This window comes from Vibrio sp. D404a (genome assembly GCF_030248535.1).
GTDB lineage: Bacteria > Pseudomonadota > Gammaproteobacteria > Enterobacterales > Vibrionaceae > Vibrio.
In genome coordinates, this window is the sequence record NZ_JAHGAJ010000029.1 from 36,125 (window position 1) to 56,273 (window position 20,149).

General features: G+C 47.6%; 19 protein-coding genes. 13 read left to right on the forward strand and 6 right to left on the reverse strand.

Going from position 1 to position 20,149, the window contains the following annotated elements; genetic code table 11:
• Window positions 1-7: 7 nt before the first annotated feature.
• The 12 genes from KI655_RS17775 (at window position 8) to KI655_RS17830 (ending at window position 11,396) form a co-directional block, all read left to right on the forward strand.
• Window positions 8-889, forward strand: coding sequence for a ParB/RepB/Spo0J family partition protein (locus tag KI655_RS17775; protein WP_285407607.1), 882 nt, complete (start codon window positions 8-10; stop codon window positions 887-889).
• Window positions 890-1,078: 189 nt separating this feature from the next.
• Window positions 1,079-1,468, forward strand: a complete 390-nt coding sequence (locus KI655_RS17780) for a F0F1 ATP synthase subunit I (protein WP_032548635.1) — start codon at window positions 1,079-1,081, stop codon at window positions 1,466-1,468.
• 8 nt (window positions 1,469-1,476) lie between these two features.
• Window positions 1,477-2,274: a F0F1 ATP synthase subunit A gene (atpB, locus tag KI655_RS17785; RefSeq protein WP_032548636.1), complete on the forward strand. Its 798-nt coding sequence runs from the start codon at window positions 1,477-1,479 to the stop codon at window positions 2,272-2,274.
• 51 nt (window positions 2,275-2,325) lie between these two features.
• Complete coding sequence (atpE, locus tag KI655_RS17790; RefSeq protein WP_010319963.1) at window positions 2,326-2,580, forward strand: F0F1 ATP synthase subunit C; 255 nt, start codon at window positions 2,326-2,328, stop codon at window positions 2,578-2,580.
• Window positions 2,581-2,651: 71 nt separating this feature from the next.
• Window positions 2,652-3,122 carry a F0F1 ATP synthase subunit B gene (gene atpF / locus KI655_RS17795; RefSeq protein ID WP_032548638.1) on the forward strand — a complete coding sequence of 157 codons (471 nt, stop codon included), beginning with the start codon at window positions 2,652-2,654 and terminating at the stop codon, window positions 3,120-3,122.
• A gap of 15 nt (window positions 3,123-3,137) precedes the next feature.
• Window positions 3,138-3,671, forward strand: coding sequence for a F0F1 ATP synthase subunit delta (gene atpH / locus KI655_RS17800; protein ID WP_032548639.1), 534 nt, complete (start codon window positions 3,138-3,140; stop codon window positions 3,669-3,671).
• A gap of 13 nt (window positions 3,672-3,684) precedes the next feature.
• Entirely contained in the window at window positions 3,685-5,226 is a 1,542-nt protein-coding gene (gene atpA, locus KI655_RS17805) for a F0F1 ATP synthase subunit alpha (RefSeq protein WP_285407610.1), read from the forward strand.
• 48 nt (window positions 5,227-5,274) lie between these two features.
• Window positions 5,275-6,141: a F0F1 ATP synthase subunit gamma gene (gene atpG / locus KI655_RS17810; protein WP_285407611.1), complete on the forward strand. Its 867-nt coding sequence runs from the start codon at window positions 5,275-5,277 to the stop codon at window positions 6,139-6,141.
• Between the two features lie 51 nt (window positions 6,142-6,192).
• Window positions 6,193-7,596, forward strand: a complete 1,404-nt coding sequence (gene atpD, locus KI655_RS17815) for a F0F1 ATP synthase subunit beta (protein WP_150870625.1) — start codon at window positions 6,193-6,195, stop codon at window positions 7,594-7,596.
• An 18-nt stretch (window positions 7,597-7,614) separates the two neighbouring features.
• A complete protein-coding gene (locus tag KI655_RS17820) occupies window positions 7,615-8,037 on the forward strand; it encodes a F0F1 ATP synthase subunit epsilon (RefSeq protein ID WP_032548643.1) in 423 nt (140 codons plus the stop codon).
• 161 nt (window positions 8,038-8,198) lie between these two features.
• Entirely contained in the window at window positions 8,199-9,560 is a 1,362-nt protein-coding gene (gene glmU, locus KI655_RS17825) for a bifunctional UDP-N-acetylglucosamine diphosphorylase/glucosamine-1-phosphate N-acetyltransferase GlmU (RefSeq protein WP_285407614.1), read from the forward strand.
• Window positions 9,561-9,785: 225 nt separating this feature from the next.
• The gene (locus KI655_RS17830) at window positions 9,786-11,396 is read left to right on the forward strand and encodes a diguanylate cyclase (RefSeq protein WP_285407654.1); all 1,611 of its coding nucleotides are present in this window, start codon (window positions 9,786-9,788) and stop codon (window positions 11,394-11,396) included.
• Window positions 11,397-11,466: 70 nt separating this feature from the next.
• On the opposite strand, the gene punC is transcribed toward KI655_RS17830, so the two are convergent.
• Window positions 11,467-12,678, reverse strand: a complete 1,212-nt coding sequence (gene punC / locus KI655_RS17835) for a purine nucleoside transporter PunC (RefSeq protein WP_032548646.1) — start codon at window positions 12,676-12,678, stop codon at window positions 11,467-11,469.
• A 162-nt stretch (window positions 12,679-12,840) separates the two neighbouring features.
• Between punC and punR the strand changes: the two genes are divergently transcribed.
• Window positions 12,841-13,755, forward strand: a complete 915-nt coding sequence (punR, locus tag KI655_RS17840; protein ID WP_032548647.1) for a DNA-binding transcriptional activator PunR — start codon at window positions 12,841-12,843, stop codon at window positions 13,753-13,755.
• A gap of 71 nt (window positions 13,756-13,826) precedes the next feature.
• Here the strand turns inward: punR and ilvA are convergent, their stop codons facing one another.
• Genes ilvA through ilvG form a run of 5 tightly spaced genes read right to left on the reverse strand, consistent with a single transcriptional unit; the run spans window position 13,827 to window position 20,145 of the window.
• Window positions 13,827-15,371 carry a threonine ammonia-lyase, biosynthetic gene (gene ilvA / locus KI655_RS17845; protein ID WP_150870628.1) on the reverse strand — a complete coding sequence of 515 codons (1,545 nt, stop codon included), beginning with the start codon at window positions 15,369-15,371 and terminating at the stop codon, window positions 13,827-13,829.
• Window positions 15,372-15,374: 3 nt separating this feature from the next.
• Entirely contained in the window at window positions 15,375-17,231 is a 1,857-nt protein-coding gene (gene ilvD / locus KI655_RS17850; protein ID WP_150896020.1) for a dihydroxy-acid dehydratase, read from the reverse strand.
• Between the two features lie 18 nt (window positions 17,232-17,249).
• Window positions 17,250-18,200 (reverse strand): branched-chain amino acid transaminase, encoded by a 951-nt coding sequence (locus tag KI655_RS17855; RefSeq protein ID WP_032548650.1) that lies wholly within the window; start codon window positions 18,198-18,200, stop codon window positions 17,250-17,252.
• A gap of 12 nt (window positions 18,201-18,212) precedes the next feature.
• A complete protein-coding gene (gene ilvM / locus KI655_RS17860; protein WP_032548651.1) occupies window positions 18,213-18,497 on the reverse strand; it encodes an acetolactate synthase 2 small subunit in 285 nt (94 codons plus the stop codon).
• 1 nt (window position 18,498) lies between these two features.
• Window positions 18,499-20,145: an acetolactate synthase 2 catalytic subunit gene (ilvG, locus tag KI655_RS17865; RefSeq protein WP_032548652.1), complete on the reverse strand. Its 1,647-nt coding sequence runs from the start codon at window positions 20,143-20,145 to the stop codon at window positions 18,499-18,501.
• Window positions 20,146-20,149 lie beyond the last annotated feature (4 nt).

The following is a 20,149-nucleotide window of genomic DNA, read 5'->3' on the forward strand; positions in this document are numbered from 1 at the left end:
TCGCTCAATGTCTAAGCGTGGTTTAGGAAAAGGGCTAGATGCATTGCTTGCAACTAGCTCAATGGCTCGTGAAAAACAGCAAGTCGCTTCTCATAGTCAGGTACTGTCTGCCGATGGTGAGCTTACTGAGCTTGCAATTGGCAGCTTGAAGCCAGGTGTCTATCAGCCACGTAAAGACATGGCGCCAGACGCGCTAGAAGAGCTGGCTGCGTCGATCCAGTCTCAGGGTATCATTCAGCCGATCGTGGTGCGCCCACTGTCGCAAGATCACTATGAGATCATTGCAGGTGAGCGTCGCTGGCGTGCTGCTCGTCAAGCTGGCCTTAAACAAGTGCCGTGCTTGGTGAAAAAGGTCGAAGACCGCGCAGCAATTGCCATGGCCTTAATCGAGAACATTCAGCGTGAAGACTTGAATGTAATTGAAGAGGCGCAAGCCCTAGAGCGTCTACAGAACGAGTTTGAGCTGACACACCAGAAGGTGGCTGAGGTCATCGGTAAGTCTCGCACCACAGTGAGTAACCTTCTGCGCCTTAATCAGCTGGCAGCACCGGTTAAAGAATTGGTGGTGACTAAGCAGCTTGAGATGGGTCACGCTCGCGCATTGTTAGCCCTAGAAGGTGAGCTGCAAGTGGAGACGGCTAACACAGCTGCTCGCAAGCAACTCACGGTTCGTCAGACCGAACAACTTGTCAAAAAGTGCCTAAAACCAGAGGTTGAAGCGGAAACCCAGCCGCAAGACCAAGAAGCCATCGAACTTTCACGAAGACTGACGGAAAAATTGCAAGCAAACGTTACAATTGTCCGATCTGGTACAGGAAAGTCAAAAGTGACGATTACACTTGATGAGCCTCACAAATTAGAGCAACTTATTGCCAAGCTAGAGGACTAAATGAGATAATTGACTTAGGTCAATAATGTAATAAACAATAATTTTCGTACGAAAGTTGTCGGTTTGTATACAAAAATGTAAATGATTGCTGCGTTTTTATTGCAATCAGTTTGGCTGAACGTATAATTTTCGCCAATTTCTCAGCACGCTTTTAAGCGGTGGTAAGTGGCTTAAAAGAGGAACGAATACATGGTAGCGGCGTTAGCAAGACCAGGACGAGTGCTTGCAAAGCAAATGTTATTGATCGAGCTTAGCGCGGTTATATTAGTGGCGGTGGGGTTAGGTTTAGCTGTTAATCCTGATTGGGGTTTTGCTTCACTGGTGGGTGGCGGTATTTTTGTCATTGCCAATGTGGTGTTTTGTGTGTGTGCTTTTCTTTTTTGTGGGGCGCGTGCAACGAAACTGGTTGCAGCGTCGTTCTATGCAGGCGAAGCATTAAAAATCTTAATCACAGTTTTACTATTCTCTATTGTCTACATGTATATGCAGGTGGAATTAATTCCCCTCAAACTGACCTATTTACTGGCTCTCGGTATTAATATCTTTGCGCCAGTGCTTTTCATTAACAATAAGAAATAGGACGAGTTATGGCTGCGGCAACAGCATCCGGATACATTGAACACCACTTACAGAACCTGTCTTTAGCCAAGCTAGGTTTTGTAGAGGAGACAAGTTTCTGGAACGTACATATAGACAGTCTGTTCTTCTCTGTACTAACTGGTGCGTTATTCCTTTGGGTATTTCGCTCAGTAGCAAAGCAAGCAACAGCAGGTGTACCTGGTAAGCTTCAGTGTTTTGTCGAAATGGTAGTGGAATTCGTTGGTGACAACGTTAAAGAAACTTTCCATGGTCGCAACCCGCTGATCGCTCCACTAGCACTGACTATATTCTGCTGGATTATCTTAATGAACTTGATGGACCTAGTGCCTATTGATTTCTTACCATATCCTGCAGAGCATTGGCTAGGTATCCCTTACCTGAAAGTGGTTCCTACAGCTGATGTTAACATCACCATGGCAATGGCTTTGGGCGTTTTCGCTCTGATGATCTACTACAGCATCAAAGTGAAAGGGCTTGGCGGGTTTGCTAAAGAATTGGCATTACACCCATTCAATCACCCAATTATGATTCCATTCAACTTGGTACTTGAGGTAATTTCGTTACTAGCGAAGCCACTATCTCTAGGTATGCGTTTGTTTGGTAACATGTTTGCGGGTGAGGTTGTATTCATTCTTATCGCAGCGATGCTACCGTGGTACTTACAATGGGTAGGTGCTCTACCTTGGGCTATCTTCCACATCTTGGTTATTTTGATTCAAGCATTTGTTTTCATGATGTTGACAATTGTTTACCTATCAATGGCCCACGAAGATAGTGATCACTAAAAAAAATTTTTAAGCTTTATTCTAACTATTAATGTTAATCGGAGAACGTAAATGGAAACTGTACTAAGTTTTTCAGCAATTGCTGTTGCTATTATTGTTGGTCTTTGTGCCGTAGGTACTGCAATTGGTTTTGCAATTCTTGGTGGTAAATTCCTAGAAGGTGCTGCACGTCAACCTGAAATGGCTCCTATGCTTCAAGTTAAGATGTTCATCATCGCAGGTCTACTGGATGCGGTTCCAATGATCGGTATCGTAATCGCACTTCTATTCACTTTCGCAAACCCATTCGTTGGTCAACTAGGTTAATCACTTTTAACTTCAGACAAACTCAGGTTTGTCATTGATTAACACTAAGTCCGAATAGAGGGGTAGCTGTTGTGAATATGAACGCAACTCTGCTAGGTCAAGCGATTGCTTTTTCTATGTTTGTTTGGTTCTGCATGAAATATGTATGGCCACCAATCATGCAAGCAATTGAAGAGCGTCAGAAGAAAATTGCTGACGGTCTACAAGCAGCTGAACGTGCTGCTAAAGATTTGAACCTGGCACAAGCCAACGCTTCTGAACAACTGAAAGAAGCGAAGCGCACTGCAACTGAGGTTATTGATCAGGCAAATAAGCGTAAAGCACAAATTCTAGACGAAGCTCGTGAAGAAGCTCAGGCAGAACGCCAGAAGATTCTTGCTCAAGCAGAAGCTGAACTTGAAGCTGAACGTAAACGTGCACGTGATGACCTGCGCAAACAAGTCGCAACTCTGGCAATTGCTGGTGCTGAGAAAATCCTTGAACGTACTATCGACCAAGAAGTACACAAAGATGTTCTTGACAACATTACTGCAAAACTTTAATGCAAGGGGCTGAATATGTCTGATTTGACTACAATCGCACGCCCCTATGCTAAAGCAGCCTTTGACTTTGCGGTTGAGAAGGGCGAGCTAGACCAATGGGGTCAAATGCTTACTTTCGCAGCCGAGGTCGCACAAAACGATGATATTGTTAGCCTACTGAACAGTTCAACAACTGCCAGCAAGCTAGCTGAAATTTTCATTGTAATCTGCGGCGAACAATTTGATGCACATGGCCAAAACTTTATCAAAGTGATGGCAGAGAATGGCCGACTTAAGGCTCTTCCAGATGTATGTCACGAGTTTTTCGCTCTGAAAAAAGAGCACGAGAAAGAGATCGACGTTGAAGTAACTTCAGCAGTAGAACTTTCTAAAGAACAACTGGCAGACATCAGCAGCAAATTGGAACAGCGCCTAGAGCGCAAAGTTCAGCTGAATTGCAGTATAGATGAGACTCTACTTAGTGGAGTTATTATTCGAGCCGGAGACCTAGTCATCGATAACTCAGCTCGTGGTCGTCTAGACCGCCTGAGCGATGCATTGCAGTCTTAATGGGGATTGGAGCATGCAACTTAATTCCACGGAAATTAGCGATCTAATTAAACAACGCATCGAATCTTTCGACGTTGTTAGTGAAGCTCGCAACGAGGGTACTATCGTATCGGTAAGCGATGGTATTCTTAGCATTCACGGCCTAACGGACGTGATGCAAGGTGAAATGATTGAACTACCGGGTGGCCGCTACGCACTAGCACTTAACTTGAACCGTGATTCGGTTGGTGCTGTTGTAATGGGCCCATATGCTGACCTTCAGGAAGGCATGAAAGTTACAGGTACTGGCCGCATTCTTGAAGTGCCAGTAGGTCCAGAACTACTTGGTCGTGTTGTAAACACACTAGGTGAGCCAATTGATGGTAAAGGTCCTATCGAAGCGAAACTGACTTCGCCTGTAGAAGTAATTGCACCAGGTGTAATCGACCGTAAATCGGTAGACCAACCTGTACAAACTGGTTACAAGTCTGTTGACTCAATGATCCCAATCGGTCGTGGTCAGCGTGAGCTAGTAATCGGTGACCGTCAGACTGGTAAAACAGCGATGGCGATCGATGCGATTATCAACCAAAAAGATTCTGGTATTTTCTCTATCTACGTAGCAATCGGTCAGAAAGCATCGACTATCGCTAACGTAGTTCGCAAACTAGAAGAGCACGGCGCGCTAGAAAACACTATCGTTGTTGTTGCATCTGCTTCTGAATCTGCAGCGCTACAATACCTAGCGCCATACGCAGGTTGTGCGATGGGTGAATACTTCCGTGATCGCGGTGAAGACGCACTGATTGTTTATGATGATCTATCTAAGCAAGCGGTAGCTTACCGTCAGATCTCGCTACTACTTAAGCGTCCACCAGGCCGTGAAGCATTCCCGGGTGATGTATTCTACCTTCACTCTCGTCTACTAGAGCGTGCAGCTCGTGTAAGCGAAGAGTACGTAGAAAAGTTCACTAACGGTGAAGTGAAAGGTAAGACAGGTTCTCTAACTGCTCTTCCTATCATCGAAACACAAGCTGGTGACGTATCTGCATTCGTACCGACGAACGTAATCTCGATTACCGATGGTCAGATCTTCCTACAAACTGAGCTATTCAACGCGGGCGTACGTCCAGCTGTTGACCCAGGTATCTCAGTATCTCGTGTAGGTGGTTCAGCGCAGACTAAAATCATCAAGAAGCTATCTGGCGGTATCCGTACAGCACTAGCACAGTACCGTGAACTTGCGGCATTCGCACAGTTCTCGTCTGACCTTGATGAAGCGACTAAGAAGCAGCTAGACCACGGTCAAAAAGTTACAGAACTAATGAAGCAGAAGCAGTACGCTCCAATGTCTGTATTTGACCAAGCACTAGTAATCTTCGCTGCAGAGCGTGGTTACCTTCAAGACGTAGAGCTTGCTAAGCTTCTAGACTTTGAAGCTGCTTTACTATCGTATGCTCGCAGTCACTATGCCGATCTTGCAACGCAGATCGACAAAACGGGTGTTTACAACAATGACATCGAAGCTGAGCTGAAGAAGCTTGCTGACGATTTCAAAGCAACCCAGACCTGGTAATTGGTGGGTGGCCTTAGGGTCACCTCATACCATTAACGGAGAGTAACGATGGCCGGCGCAAAAGAGATACGTAATAAAATCGGTAGTGTTAAAAGCACACAGAAGATTACGAAAGCAATGGAAATGGTAGCAGCTTCAAAAATGCGTCGTTCTCAAGACGCAATGGAAGCTACTCGTCCATATGCAGAAACAATGCGTAAAGTGATCGGTCATTTGGCTAACGGTAGCCTTGAGTATAAGCATCCTTATCTTGAGGAACGTGAAGCCAAACGTGTTGGTTACATCATCGTTTCTACAGACCGTGGTCTATGTGGCGGCTTGAACATTAACTTGTTCAAGAAAGCTATGTTAGACATGAAAGATTGGTCTGAGAAAGGTGCTGACATTGAACTGGCAATTATCGGTTCAAAAGCAACAGCATTTTTCAACAACAGCGGCGCGAAAGTAGCAGCTCAAGTTTCTGGCCTAGGCGATAGCCCTAGCCTTGAAGACTTAATCGGCTCTGTAAGCGTAATGCTGAAGAAATATGATGAAGGTGAATTGGATCGCCTGTTCGTAGTGTTCAACAAGTTTGAAAACACTATGGTACAAGAACCAACGATCGATCAATTACTTCCTTTGCCTAAATCGGATAGCGAAGACATGCAGCGCGATCATGCTTGGGACTACATTTATGAGCCTGAGCCAAAACCACTACTAGATGCACTATTGGTTCGTTACGTCGAATCTCAAGTGTACCAAGGTGTGGTAGAGAACCTTGCTTGTGAGCAAGCGGCTCGAATGATTGCTATGAAAGCTGCAACAGACAACGCTAGCGACCTAATTGATGACTTAGAACTTGTGTACAACAAAGCCCGTCAAGCGGCAATCACACAAGAACTTTCTGAGATCGTTTCAGGCGCATCAGCGGTTTAATCGCTTTTTCGGTTAAAGCTTAGGTAAAACTAAATAGTTAGAGGATTAACGATGGCTACAGGTAAGATCGTACAGATCATCGGTGCAGTAGTCGACGTAGAGTTCCCACAGGGTGAAGTACCACGTGTATACGACGCTCTGAACGTTACTGAAGCTAAAGAACGTCTAGTTCTTGAAGTTCAGCAACAACTTGGCGGTGGCGTAGTTCGCGCAATCGTAATGGGTAGCTCTGATGGTTTACGTCGTGGTTTGACAGTAGAAAATACTGGCGCGCCAATCTCAGTACCAGTAGGTACTAAGACCCTAGGTCGTATCATGAACGTTCTAGGTGACGCGATTGATGAGTGTGGTGAAATCGGTGCAGAAGAGCACTACGCAATTCACCGCGAAGCGCCTAGCTACGAAGAGCAGTCTAACGAGACAGCACTTCTAGAAACAGGTGTTAAAGTAATCGACTTGGTTTGTCCATTCGCTAAGGGTGGTAAAATCGGTCTATTCGGTGGTGCAGGTGTAGGTAAGACCGTTAACATGATGGAACTTATCAACAACATCGCACTTCAGCACTCTGGCCTATCTGTATTTGCAGGTGTAGGTGAGCGTACTCGTGAAGGTAACGATTTCTACTTTGAGATGCAGGAAGCAGGCGTTGTAAACGTTGAAAAACCTGAAGAATCTAAAGTAGCGATGGTTTACGGTCAGATGAACGAGCCACCAGGTAACCGTCTACGTGTTGCACTGACTGGTCTAACAATGGCAGAGCGTTTCCGTGACGAAGGTCGTGACGTTCTACTATTCGTAGATAACATCTACCGTTACACGCTTGCAGGTACTGAGGTATCAGCACTTCTAGGCCGTATGCCTTCTGCGGTAGGTTACCAACCTACACTAGCGGAAGAAATGGGTGTTCTACAAGAGCGTATCACGTCAACTAAGCAAGGCTCTATCACGTCTGTACAGGCGGTATACGTACCTGCGGATGACTTGACTGACCCATCTCCAGCAACAACGTTCGCGCACTTGGATGCAACGGTTGTACTTAACCGTAACATCGCAGCTATGGGTCTATACCCAGCGATCGACCCGCTAGATTCAACTTCACGTCAACTAGATCCACTAGTAGTTGGTCAAGAGCACTACGATATCGCTCAAGGTGTACAACGTACACTTCAGCGCTACAAAGAGCTTAAAGACATCATTGCTATTCTAGGTATGGACGAGCTATCTGAAGAAGATAAGCAAGTTGTATCTCGTGCTCGTAAGATTGAGAAGTTCCTAACTCAGCCTTACCACGTAGCGGAAGTATTTACAGGTGACCCAGGCGTTTACGTACCTCTTAAAGAGACTCTACGTGGCTTCAAAGGTCTACTAGACGGTGAATACGATGACATTCCAGAGCAAGCGTTCATGTACTGCGGTACTATCGACGAAGCTATTGAGAATGCTAAGAAGCTATAAGGCTAACTAGGAGGCGATATGGCAGCAATAACCTTTCACCTAGACGTAGTAAGTGCAGAGAAAAAACTTTTCTCTGGTCTTGTTGAGACGTTTCAGGTGACCGGTAGCGAAGGTGAACTTGGTATTTTCCATGGTCACACACCGCTGCTGACCGCTATCAAGCCTGGTATGGTGCGTATTGTTAAGCAGCACGGCCACGAAGAAATCATTTATGTTTCTGGTGGTATGGTAGAAGTTCAGCCCGGTACAGCGACTGTACTGGCTGATACAGCTATCCGTGGTGAAGAGCTAGACGCAGCAAAGGCGGAAGAAGCTAAGCGCAAGGCTGTGGAGAATATCCAAAATCAGCATGGCGACATGGACTTCGCACAAGCGGCCGGTGAACTGGCTAAAGCCATTGCTCAGTTACGAGTTATCGAACTGACAAAACAGCGTCGTTAATTTTATAGAAATTATCGATACTGAGATAAAGGCGACCTAAGGGTCGCCTTTTTGCATTTTTGGATAAGCCATATGTGTTAAATCATCAGATTATTTAATTTGTTAGCTAAAAACGGTTACAATATCGTCTTAACTAAAATAACGTCAGATAGGTTGTTCCAATGAATTTCAGCGCGGTTATCCTCGCGGCGGGTAAAGGCACTCGCATGTACTCAAACACACCAAAGGTGCTACATACCCTTGCGGGTAAGCCAATGGTTAAACACGTTATCGATACTTGTAACGGCTTGGGTGCACAAAACATCCACCTTGTTTACGGTCACGGTGGCGACCAGATGAAAGCGACTCTTGCTGAAGAGCAAGTTAACTGGGCGCTACAAGCAGAGCAGCTAGGTACGGGTCACGCAGTCGATCAAGCGTCAGCGCACTTTGCTGATGATGAGAAAGTTCTGGTTCTGTACGGTGACGTTCCACTGATCTCAGCTGAAACCATTGAAAACCTATTAGATGCACAACCAACTGGCGGCATTGCGCTGCTGACTGTTGTATTAGATAACCCAACAGGTTATGGCCGTATTATTCGTAAGAATGGTCCAGTGGTTGCGATAGTTGAGCAAAAAGATGCAACCGACGAGCAGAAGCTGATTAAAGAGATCAACACGGGCGTTATGGTTGCTACGGGTGGCGATCTGAAGCGTTGGTTGTCTGGCCTAAGCAATGACAACGCGCAAGGCGAATATTACCTAACAGACGTTATCGCAGCAGCTCACGATGAAGGTCGTGCGGTAGAAGCGGTACATCCAAACAGCCCAATTGAAGTTGAAGGCGTTAACGATCGCTCTCAACTTGCTCGTCTAGAGCGTGCTTACCAAGCGGAACAAGCGGACAAGCTGCTTAAGCAGGGCGTGATGTTGCGTGACCCAAGCCGCTTTGACCTACGTGGTGAGCTGCAGTGTGGTATGGACGTAGAGATTGATGTTAACGTGATCATTGAAGGCAGCGTTAGCATTGGCGATAACGTGACTATCGGCGCTGGATGTGTTCTAAAAGATTGTGAGATCGACGACAACACAGTGATTCGTCCATACAGCGTAATTGAAGGCGCGACGGTTGGTGAAGACTGTACGGTTGGTCCATTTACACGCCTACGTCCAGGTGCCGACATGCGTAACGATTCACACGTGGGTAACTTTGTCGAAGTGAAGAACACGCGTCTAGGCGAAGGCTCTAAGGCAAACCACCTGACTTACCTTGGTGATGCAGAGATCGGTCAGCGCGTTAATGTTGGCGCTGGCGCGATCACTTGTAACTACGACGGTGCAAACAAGTTTAAGACCATCATCGGCGACGACGTTTTCGTTGGCTCTGATAGTCAGCTGATTGCCCCTGTGACGATTGCAGATGGTGCGACAGTAGGTGCAGGCTCAACCGTGACACGCGATGTCGCTGAGAATGAGTTGGTGATCAGCCGTGCTAAAGAGCGCAAAATCGCAAACTGGCAGCGTCCAGTGAAGAAAAAATAATCAATGATTATTGTTTAGTTTTATTAAAAGAAAGAGCCAGTTACGTGAGTGACTGGCTCTTTTTTGTTGTCTGTTGCTAATAATTTAATCAACACCCTGATTGTAATATGTTGTGACATTGTTATTATTCGGGTTGGGGTTCTGTAAATTTAAGGTGAAATACGCACAATGAGATTGGTCGAGAAAAAATGGCAAACCATGCCGATCATTATCTTATCTTTTTCAATGTTGATAGGGCTGTATGGCTTTTACGTCACGCTGGAAAAGCTGGTGGTTGAAAACGAACGCGAGCATTTGATATCGCTGATGTCAGACGTGATCTATGAGATTCGTGAAGACAGCGGCTCGTTTACCGCCGATATGGACGTGGATGATTACATCGGTGATCTCACTCAAGCCAACACTCGACTTAGAATCCAAGTGATTGACCCACAAGGTGTGGTGATTGGTGATACTGACCTCTCCGATCACGCCCTAGCCGGTGTCGAAAACCATGGTGACCGACCTGAATTTCTACAAGCTCTCAAGCATGGCAATGGCAGTGATGTTCGCTTTAGTACCGTTACCTCAATAGATCGAATCTACTACTCGCAAAAAGAGACGGTAAAAGGTAAAGACTTTGTGGTGGTGATCTCCTCACCGATGCACCAGCTTAAGCAGATGAATTTCCAGTTAATGGGGATTTTGATCGGCATGGTGCTGCTGAGTCTGAGCTTTTTGATTGGCACCTCGTATGTGAGTAACCGTCAGATAGTGCAGCGTGTTGAAGAAGAGCAGAAGAAGCAAGACGAACGTATTCGTCAGCGTACCCATGAGATTGAGCTGATGCACCGCTTGGCCAACATGCTAGCGGCGTGTAACAACATGGTTGAAGCTCAACAGATCGTCTCGGATATCCTGCCGAGAATCCTTGGTAAGATTAATGGCAGTGTTTCCCTAATGCGCGCTTCACGTAACCAATTGATCACCCAGCTTGATTGGGGAGACACTTGGCCGGGAAGTTCGAGCTTTGCACCTGAAGAGTGCTGGTCGCTGCGTAAAGGGCGTCCTCATCAATCTAACGATGACTTTCACTCGCTGAGTTGTGGTCACATGGACGAGATAGAGAACAACCAAACCTTGTGCATTCCATTGACCGCGCACGGTAATACCATTGGCATCATGCACCTCTATTTTGGCCAAGGGCATATTGAAATTGACCCGATCACCGAGCAGTTAGCATTCAGTGTTTCTGAGCATTTAGGCTTGGCGTTGGCTAACTTGAGCCTACAAGAGAAGCTTCGTTCGCAAGCATTGAGCGATCCATTAACGGGCTTGTTCAACCGCCGCTTCTTCGAGCAAAAACTGGAAGAGCATTCAATGAACTCGGCCACCAGCGAGCAACCTTTGTCATTATTGATGCTCGATTTGGATCATTTCAAGCGCTTCAATGATAACTTTGGCCATGATGCGGGTGACTTCGTGCTGAAAGAGATCAGCGCCTTGCTCAAGCAGAGTGTTAGTGAAGATGAAATTGCTTGTCGTCTTGGTGGGGAAGAGTTGGCTGTGTTGCTGCCACATTATTCAATGGAGCAGGCGACCGACTTTGCTCAAAGCCTATGTGATGCCGTGCGCTCAATGCACTTGGAGCACAAAGGCTTGTCACTGGGACAATTAGGCGTGTCGATTGGTGTTGCAACCTATCCTAAGCCTGCGTCGGATACCGAGTCTCTGGTTAAGATGGCTGACAATGCACTTTATATGGCGAAAGACATGGGACGCAGCCGCGTGATTAACTACGATGAGTACAGCCGACATAAAGCACCAGCGCTGGAAGTGGTGGAGAATGAGAGCTGATTGAGTTCTATGAGAGAAAAAAAGAGCGAGTACTAAACTCGCTCTTTTTAGTTTTGAATGAATGAGCAGGCTAGTCTTGGTTGTCTTCAGCGACTACGCGCGAGTTATCCGGCGCAGAGAAGTGCTGAGACAACTCTTTATTTGAGAAGATGTAACCAAACCATAGGCCACCTAAACAGATCACGATAGCAACACCGGTAACGCTCAGTGCTTGGCTCGCCATTGCTGCAACCAGTGCACTTGCCAGGCTGCTAATACAGATCTGTAAACTGTTCTGTAGACCTGCAGCCGTCGCTGGGCTCTGTTTGGCACTTGATAGCGCGCGGTTTACTACGATTGGGTAAAGTGCGCCATTTGCTACTGCAATCAAACAGAATGGGGCTAATAGAGGCCAAATAGACGTCAGTTCCCACTGTGAGGCGATGAAGATAAGCATTGCCGCCACACTGAACAGACCCACTAGGTTGCGCAGCACCACACCATCGCCGTATTTCTTCACCGCTTGCTTACCAAAGTAGCCACCCGCCATAAACGCAATCGTCTGTGGGATAAAGCTTAGGCCAATGTCTTTTGCTTCATAACCTAGCTGAGCCATGATCTCTGGCATACCCGTTAGGTAGGCAAAGAAAGCGGCCGATGCTGAAGCGAACATCAGTACATTACCCAAGTAAGGTTTAGATTTAACTAGCGCCTTAATATCAGATTTAATAGAGGTTTGTTTTACCTCTGGTTGTTCTTTTGGTTGAGCCATCGTAGTTGCAACCAATAGCGCGCCCATTAGAGTTAGAGTAATGAAGATGCTGTGCCAACCAAAGTTATCCGCTAGAAGCACACCCAGTTGAGGCGCCAGTGCTGGAGATAGCGCCACTAAAGGCATGATGGTGGCAAAAATTTGTTGGCTGCTGCTTTGTGAATAGCGCTTGATTACCATCGCTTGCCAGATCACAGCAGGAGCACACACACCGATCGCTTGGATAAAGCGCAGTGTCAGCAGTTGCCAAACCTCAGTGCTGAAAGCCAAACCAAATGATGCTGCCGTAAACAGAACTAGACCGACAGCCAGTGTGTTGCGGTGGCCATATTTATCGCTGGCAAGACCCCAAAGAAGCTGACCCATCGCCATGCCGCCAAGGAATACCGTTAGAGATAGGGCAATCTGCTCTGGGCCGGTTGCAAAGTCGATCTCCATTGCCTTAAATGCAGGTAGATACATATCGGTCGCGATGAAACCTAGCATGGACAGAACTGCAAGGTAGGTCAGCTGAAACTTAGAAATATTCATAAAATGCCATTAAGCTGTTGTAGTGATGTATTTATCATCAAAATTATTGTTTGTTGTTGGGTGACGTCATGCCCGTTTTATGTACGCTGACATTCTATTTTTCTGCTTTGTTAAAATAAAACGCTAAAATATGTGGTTATCAATCAAAAAATTTGAAGGCTTATGTTCTCTAAATCATCGTTAGAAATGCTCGACACTGTGGCTCGGTTGGGAAGTTTTACGGCTGCTGCTGAACAACTGCACAAGGTGCCATCAGCGATCAGCTACGGGGTTCGTCAGATAGAGCAAGAACTTGGTGTGCTGTTGTTTAAGCGCCTGCCGAGAAAGGTTGAGCTGACACCTGCCGGAGAGGTGTTTATCGAAGAGGCGCGCTCTTTATTGCGCCAGATGGAGGAGGTGAGTGCCCAGACCAAGCGAGCTGCCCGAGGGTGGAAAAAGACTCTGCGCTTAACCCTAGACAACGTGGTTAAGCTCGACAAGATGAAGCCGATGATTGAAGAGTTTTATGAGACCTTTGATTTTGCTGAACTGCAGATCAACATGGAGGTGTTCAATGGCTCTTGGGAGGCGATCGCTCAAGGGCGTGCCGATATTGTGATTGGTGCCACTTCTGCGATTCCGGTAGGCGGTGACTTTGAGGTTAAAGAGATGGGGCCGCTCGATTGGGCGTTTGTTATGTCACCAAGTCATCCGTGTGTGAGAGAGCAGAACCTTGATGAGACCTTTGTCAGTCAGTTCCCAGCTATCTGTTTAGATGATACCTCGAGCGTATTGCCCAAGCGTCATACGGGTCACTACGCCAATCAAAGGCGCTTGCTGCTGCCTAATTGGTACAGTGCTATTGAATGCCTTAAGAATGGAGTAGGGGTTGGCTATATGCCACGCCATATTGCAGCTCCTATCATTGAGCAAGGCTTGCTGGTGGAGAAAATACTGCCGGAGCCGAGCCCTCTCAGTCAGTGCTGTCTTGTGTGGCGCAAAGACGACAATCATAAGTTGATTGAGTGGATGGTGAATTACTTGGGATCCAGTGATCAACTGCATCGAGATTGGTTGGATCATCGCAAGGCGATCTAGTTGAACGATCTTTAAAGATAAGATCAAAAAGAGCGAGTTAATACTCGCTCTTTTTATTAGATAACAATCTCTTAGGACAAGAAGAACTTGTACGAAGGGTTATCGGTTTCATCTTTGCATTGGTAGCCAAGCTCACGCAGGTGAGTTGAGAATTGTGCAAGGTCGTCGTCACTCAATTCAAATCCACACAAAACACGACCATAGTCGGCGCCGTGATTACGGTAGTTGAACAGGCTAATGTTCCAGTGGGTGCCAAGCGTATCTAGGAACTTGATCAGAGCACCTGGGTATTCTGGGAACTCAAAGCTGTACAAGCGCTCTTTCAATGGCTTGGATGGCTTACCACCAATCATATAGCGGATATGCAGTTTCGCCATCTCATCATCTGAAAGGTCGACTACCGGATAGCCGCCCTCACGAAGATCAGAGATGATGCTATCGAGCTCTTCCTGCCCACCATTGAGACGTACACCGACGAAGATGTTCGCTAGGCTGTCGTCGTTATGACGGTAGTTAAACTCTGTCACAGCACGGCCGCCGATGATATTGCAGAACTCGAGGAAGGCACCTTGTCGTTCTGGAATTGTCACCGCAAGCAAACCTTCGCGCTTTTCACCCAGTTCACAACGTTCGGACACATAACGCAGACCATGGAAGTTGGTGTTGGCACCAGACAGTACTGTCGCCAGTTGCTTGCCTTGCAGTTGGTTCTGCTCAGCAAACTTCTTCAAACCTGCCAGAGCAAGCGCACCAGAAGGTTCGGCAATCGCACGAGTATCTTCAAAGATGTCTTTTACTGCAGAGCAGATCTCATCGCTAGAAACGGCAATATGGCCATCGATGTACTGCTGGCATAGGCGGAAGGTCTCTTCACCAATGCGCTTAACTGCAACGCCATCGGCAAACATACTGACCTGATCTAGAACTACCGGCTCACCTGCATCTAATGCTGCTTTGAGGCAAGAGGAATCCTCTGGCTCTACTGCAATCACTTTGATTTCTGGCATTAACTGCTTAATCAGCACAGCAACACCAGCGGCTAGACCGCCACCACCAACGGGTACAAAGATATAATCGAGATGACCATTTTGCTGCAGCATCTCCATACCCATGGTGCCTTGTCCTGCAATCACTAATGGGTGATCGAAGGGAGGTACAAAGGTATAGCCGTGCTCAGCTGAAAGGCGTTCTGCTTCAGCCTTCGCTTCATCAAAGTTGCTGCCGTGCAGAACCACGTTGCCACCGAAGCCACGTACCGCATCTACTTTGATGTCTGGAGTCGTTTTTGGCATCACTATCGTGGTCTGAATACCGAGCTTAGAGCCAGACAGAGCCATGCCTTGAGCATGGTTACCTGCCGATGCTGCAATTACACCTGCAGCTTTCTGTTGTTCAGAAAGACTGGATACCATGTTATAGGCACCACGCAGCTTGAACGAGTGAACTGGCTGACGGTCTTCACGCTTAAGCTGAACCTGGTTACCGATACGTGCGCTCAGGCGTGGCATCTCTTGCAGCGGCGTAACGATAGCCGCTTCATAAACTGGAGCTCTTAATATCTGGCGCAGGTAGTCTGCACCAGATTGTAAACGGGGCGTTGAGGTGTCATCACTCATAGATTAGCCCTCAAGCTTCGACTTATCGCGCACTGCGCCTTTGTCGGCACTGGTCGCCATGCTTGCGTAGGCTTTAAGTGCGAATGACACTTCGCGTTGGCGATCAGCTGGTTTCCAGCCAAGCTCATCCTGTTTCGCACGACGAGCAGCAAGCTCTTCTTCTGGAACGTCTAGCGAGATAGAACGGCTAGGGATATCGATAGTGATGATATCGCCATCTTGAACAAGGCCAATAGTACCGCCACTTGCTGCTTCTGGAGAGGCGTGACCAATAGATAGACCAGACGTACCACCAGAGAAACGGCCATCCGTTAGCAGTGCACAAGACTTGCCTAGGCCCATAGACTTCAGGTAAGTCGTTGGGTACAGCATCTCTTGCATACCAGGGCCACCTTTAGGGCCTTCGTAACGGATAACAACCACTTCACCCGCTTTCACTTTGCCACCTAGAATGCCTTCTACCGCAGTGTCTTGGCTTTCAAACACGATCGCAGGGCCTTGGAACTTGAGGTTCTCTTCATCAACACCGGCTGTTTTAACGATACAGCCGTCAACCGCGATATTACCAGATAGAACGGCTAGGCCACCCTCTTGGCTAAATGCGTTCTCTTTTGAGCGGATACAACCATCGGTGCGGTCGTCATCTAGGCGATCCCAGCGGCAATCTTGAGAGAAGGCTTGAGTGGTACGGATACCTGCAGGGCCTGCACGGAAGAACTTAAGAACGTCTTCATTCTCAGTTTGCATGATGTCGTACTCAGCAAGCTGTTGCTGCATTGTCATGCCAAGAACAGTACTGGTTGAGCCATTGAGTAGGCCTGCGCGGTCTAGCTCACCCAGAATCGCCATGACACCACCGGCGCGGTGTACGTCTTCCATGTGGTACTTCTGAGTAGATGGTGCCACTTTACACAGGTGAGGAACGCGACGTGACATCTCATCGATGTCATTCATATCAAAGTCGATCTCGCCTTCTTGCGCTGCTGCTAGCAGGTGAAGAACCGTGTTACTAGAACCACCCATTGCGATATCTAGCGCCATAGCGTTCTCAAAGGCTGCACGGTTGGCGATGTTGCGCGGTAGTGCTGATTCATCGCCTTGGTCGTAGTAGCGCTTAGTCAGTTCAACAACGCGCTTACCAGCGTTAATAAATAGCTGCTCACGGTCTGCATGGGTCGCTAGCATAGAGCCGTTGCCTGGCTGAGATAGGCCCAGTGCTTCCGTTAGACAGTTCATTGAGTTTGCCGTGAACATGCCTGAACAAGAGCCACAAGTTGGACAAGCTGAACGCTCGATCTGCTCACTCTGCTCATCTGAAACTGTTGGATCGGCACCCTGGATCATCGCATCAACAAGGTCTAGTTTGATGAGTTGATCAGAAAGCTTTGTTTTACCCGCTTCCATTGGGCCACCAGAAACAAAGATCACTGGGATGTTGAGGCGCATCGCTGCCATCATCATTCCCGGAGTGATTTTGTCACAGTTAGAGATACACACCATCGCGTCGGCACAGTGTGCATTGACCATGTACTCTACAGAGTCAGCGATCAATTCACGTGAAGGCAGCGAGTAAAGCATGCCGCCGTGACCCATCGCGATACCATCATCGACGGCAATGGTATTGAATTCTTTAGCGATACCGCCCGCTTTTTCGATTTCACCTGCGACCAGCTGCCCCATATCTTTAAGGTGAACGTGGCCTGGAACAAATTGAGTGAATGAGTTTACAACAGCGATGATTGGCTTACCGAAGTCATCATCTTTTACACCCGTTGCACGCCAAAGGGCACGAGCACCCGCCATGTTGCGGCCGTGAGTTGTAGTTGCGCTGCGATATTTGATTTTTGGAGCCGAAGACATTTGCTACTTCCTTATAAATTATTGAGCTGAAGGTGCTTGTTCTGGGTAAACGTAATCCAACCAGCCCCACTTATCTTCTGTGGTGCCGTTGAATAGGCCAAAGTAAAGGTCTTGCATTACTTTAGTGATTGGGCCGCGTTTACCACAACCGACTTCAATCTTATCAACTGTACGTACTGGCACGATTTCAGCTGCTGTACCTGTCATGAATATTTCATCTGCTAGGTAAAGTGCTTCACGTGCAATATTGGCTTCACGTACTTCATAGCCGCGATCACGGGCTAGAGTCATGATGCTGTCGCGTGTAATACCAGGCAGGATCGCGCTGGTCGCTGGTGGCGTCGTAATCACGCCGTCTTTCACGACAAAGATGTTCTCACCGGCACCTTCTGACAGGTAGCCATCGACACTCAGTGCGATACCTTCATCGTAACCGTGACGACGAGCTTCACCACCAACCAGTAGTGATGAAAGGTAGTTACCACCTGCTTTTGCTGCGGTTGGGATGGTATTAGGTGCTGCGCGATTCCAGCTTGAAATCATCGCATCTACGCCGTTTTCTAGAGCTTCTTCTCCTAGGTACGAACCCCATGGGAAGGCAGCGATGATTAGGTCCATCTCAGTATTTTCTGGAGGACATACACCAAGGCCAACATTACCGACAAAGCCTAGAGGGCGGATGTAGGCAGACTCAAGCTTATTTTGACGCAGTGTTTCGCGTGTGGCTTCCATGATCTCCTCTTCCGTGTAAGGAATAGGGAAGCGGTAGATCTTGGCTGAGTCTTTTAGGCGCTTCGCGTGTTCTGGGTGACGGAAAATGATTGGGCCATTTGGAGTGTTGTAGCAACGAACACCTTCAAATACTGAAGTTCCGTAGTGCATAGCGTGAGTTAAGACGTGAACGTTCGCCTCAGCCCAAGGAATCATCTCACCATTAAACCAAATGTAGTCTGCTGTTTTTGCTGTCATGTTTGCGCTTCCTTATGCACCAATCTTTTGTTGTAAGTTATTGTTTGGTAGTTCGTTACGGCTAATGGAAATCACATCGACAGTGCGTACATCCCATAGCTTTTCAATCTGATTGACCAAGAAAGAGATAGGGCGGTCGCTATCAACGATGATCTCAACGCTCGCGATTTTGCTCTCGTGGTTCTGAGTACCAGCAACCTGCTTAACGATGAAGCCACGGTGACGAATAACACGAAGAACACGCTCTAACAGTACCGGCTTATCATCGGCTTTGATGTCTAGTAAATATCTTTCCATGTTACGTGTTCTCCAACATATCACTGTTTGATGCACCAGGTGGTACAAGTGGCCATACGTTCTCTTCTTCGTCGATCAATACATGCAGAAGGTAAGCTGTTTTGCTCTCAAGCATCTCTTTGATGGCTGGCTCAACTTCTTCCTTCTTGGTGATGGTTTTACCCGGAATATCGAAGGCTTTTGCTAACATCACGAAGTCTGGATTGTCATCTAGGATGGTTTCACTGTGGCGGCCATCGAAGAACAGCGATTGCCATTGACGAACCATACCAAGGCGCGAGTTGTTGAGTAGCACCATCTTCACCGGGATCTGGCGACGTTTAAGTGTCCCAAGCTCTTGAACATTCATCATGAATGAACCATCACCTGAGATAAGGATTGATTGATCATCCGGGCGCGCAACGGCTGCCCCCATCGCTGCAGGCAAACCAAAGCCCATGGTACCTAAGCCTGCAGAGGTGATGAAGTTCTGCGGCTGACGAGGTTGAATGTGCTGTGCAGCCCACATCTGGTGTTGACCAACGTCGGTCGAGACAATTGAGCTATCCGGCATCATGTCTGAAAGTTGCTTAAGCAGCAGTGGTGCGAAGATTGGGTCACCAGGGTGGTCATAGCGCCACTTAAATGTGCTGCGTAAGCTCTCAGAGTGATGAACCCAAGGACTGATGTCTTGAGTCAGCTCTAACTGAGGAAGAATAGTGTTGATGTCACCACGCAGTGGAGCGTGCGCATGACGAAGCTTGTGGATCTCTGCCGCATCGATATCGATGTGAATGACTTTTGCGTGTGGCGCAAAGGTATCTAGCTTGCCCGTTACTCGGTCATCAAAGCGCGCGCCGACTACGATCAGTAGGTCGGATTCTTGAACGACTAAGTTAGCCGCTTTGGTGCCGTGCATACCTAACATACCTAGGTAGTGTGGGTCATCGCGCTCGATGGTACCTAAGCCTTTTAATGTGCTAACCGCTGGCATTGGATTAAGACGTAAGAACTCACGTACAGAATCGGTTGCCTTTGCCAGTTGAACACCACCACCAACGTAAAGAACAGGGCGGGTAGCTTGAGAAAGGACTTGCTGTGCCGTCTCGATCGCTTCTTGTGGTGCCACCGGTATTGCTGGTGGCGTGAAAGAAGGAAGAACTTCTACTGGAGCTTCTGCAAGTTGCACATCTTTGGCGATATCAACGATAACTGGGCCTGGACGACCGGTTTTAGCTACTTCAAAGGCCTCTGCTAAGGTTGGAGCAAGGTCTTCAATGTCAGTAACAAGGTAGCTGTGCTTAGTACAAGAGAGAGACATACCGATCACATCCATTTCTTGGAAGGCATCAGTACCAATGTGGGAGCTAGCGACTTGGCCAGTGATGGCGACGAGGGGGATTGAGTCCATAAATGCATCGGCAAGGCCGGTGACTAGGTTAGTGGCGCCCGGACCAGAGGTCGCCATACATACTGCAACATCCTGAGTGGCTCTCGCCATCCCTATGGCGGCCATTGCAGCACCTTGCTCGTGACGACATAGGATGTGTTCCACACCACCGTCGTACAATGCATCGTAGATTGGCATTATGGCACCACCTGGATAACCAAATACGGTGTCTATACCCTGCTGCTTCAAAGCGGATACGACTAATTCTGCACCTTTCATCGTA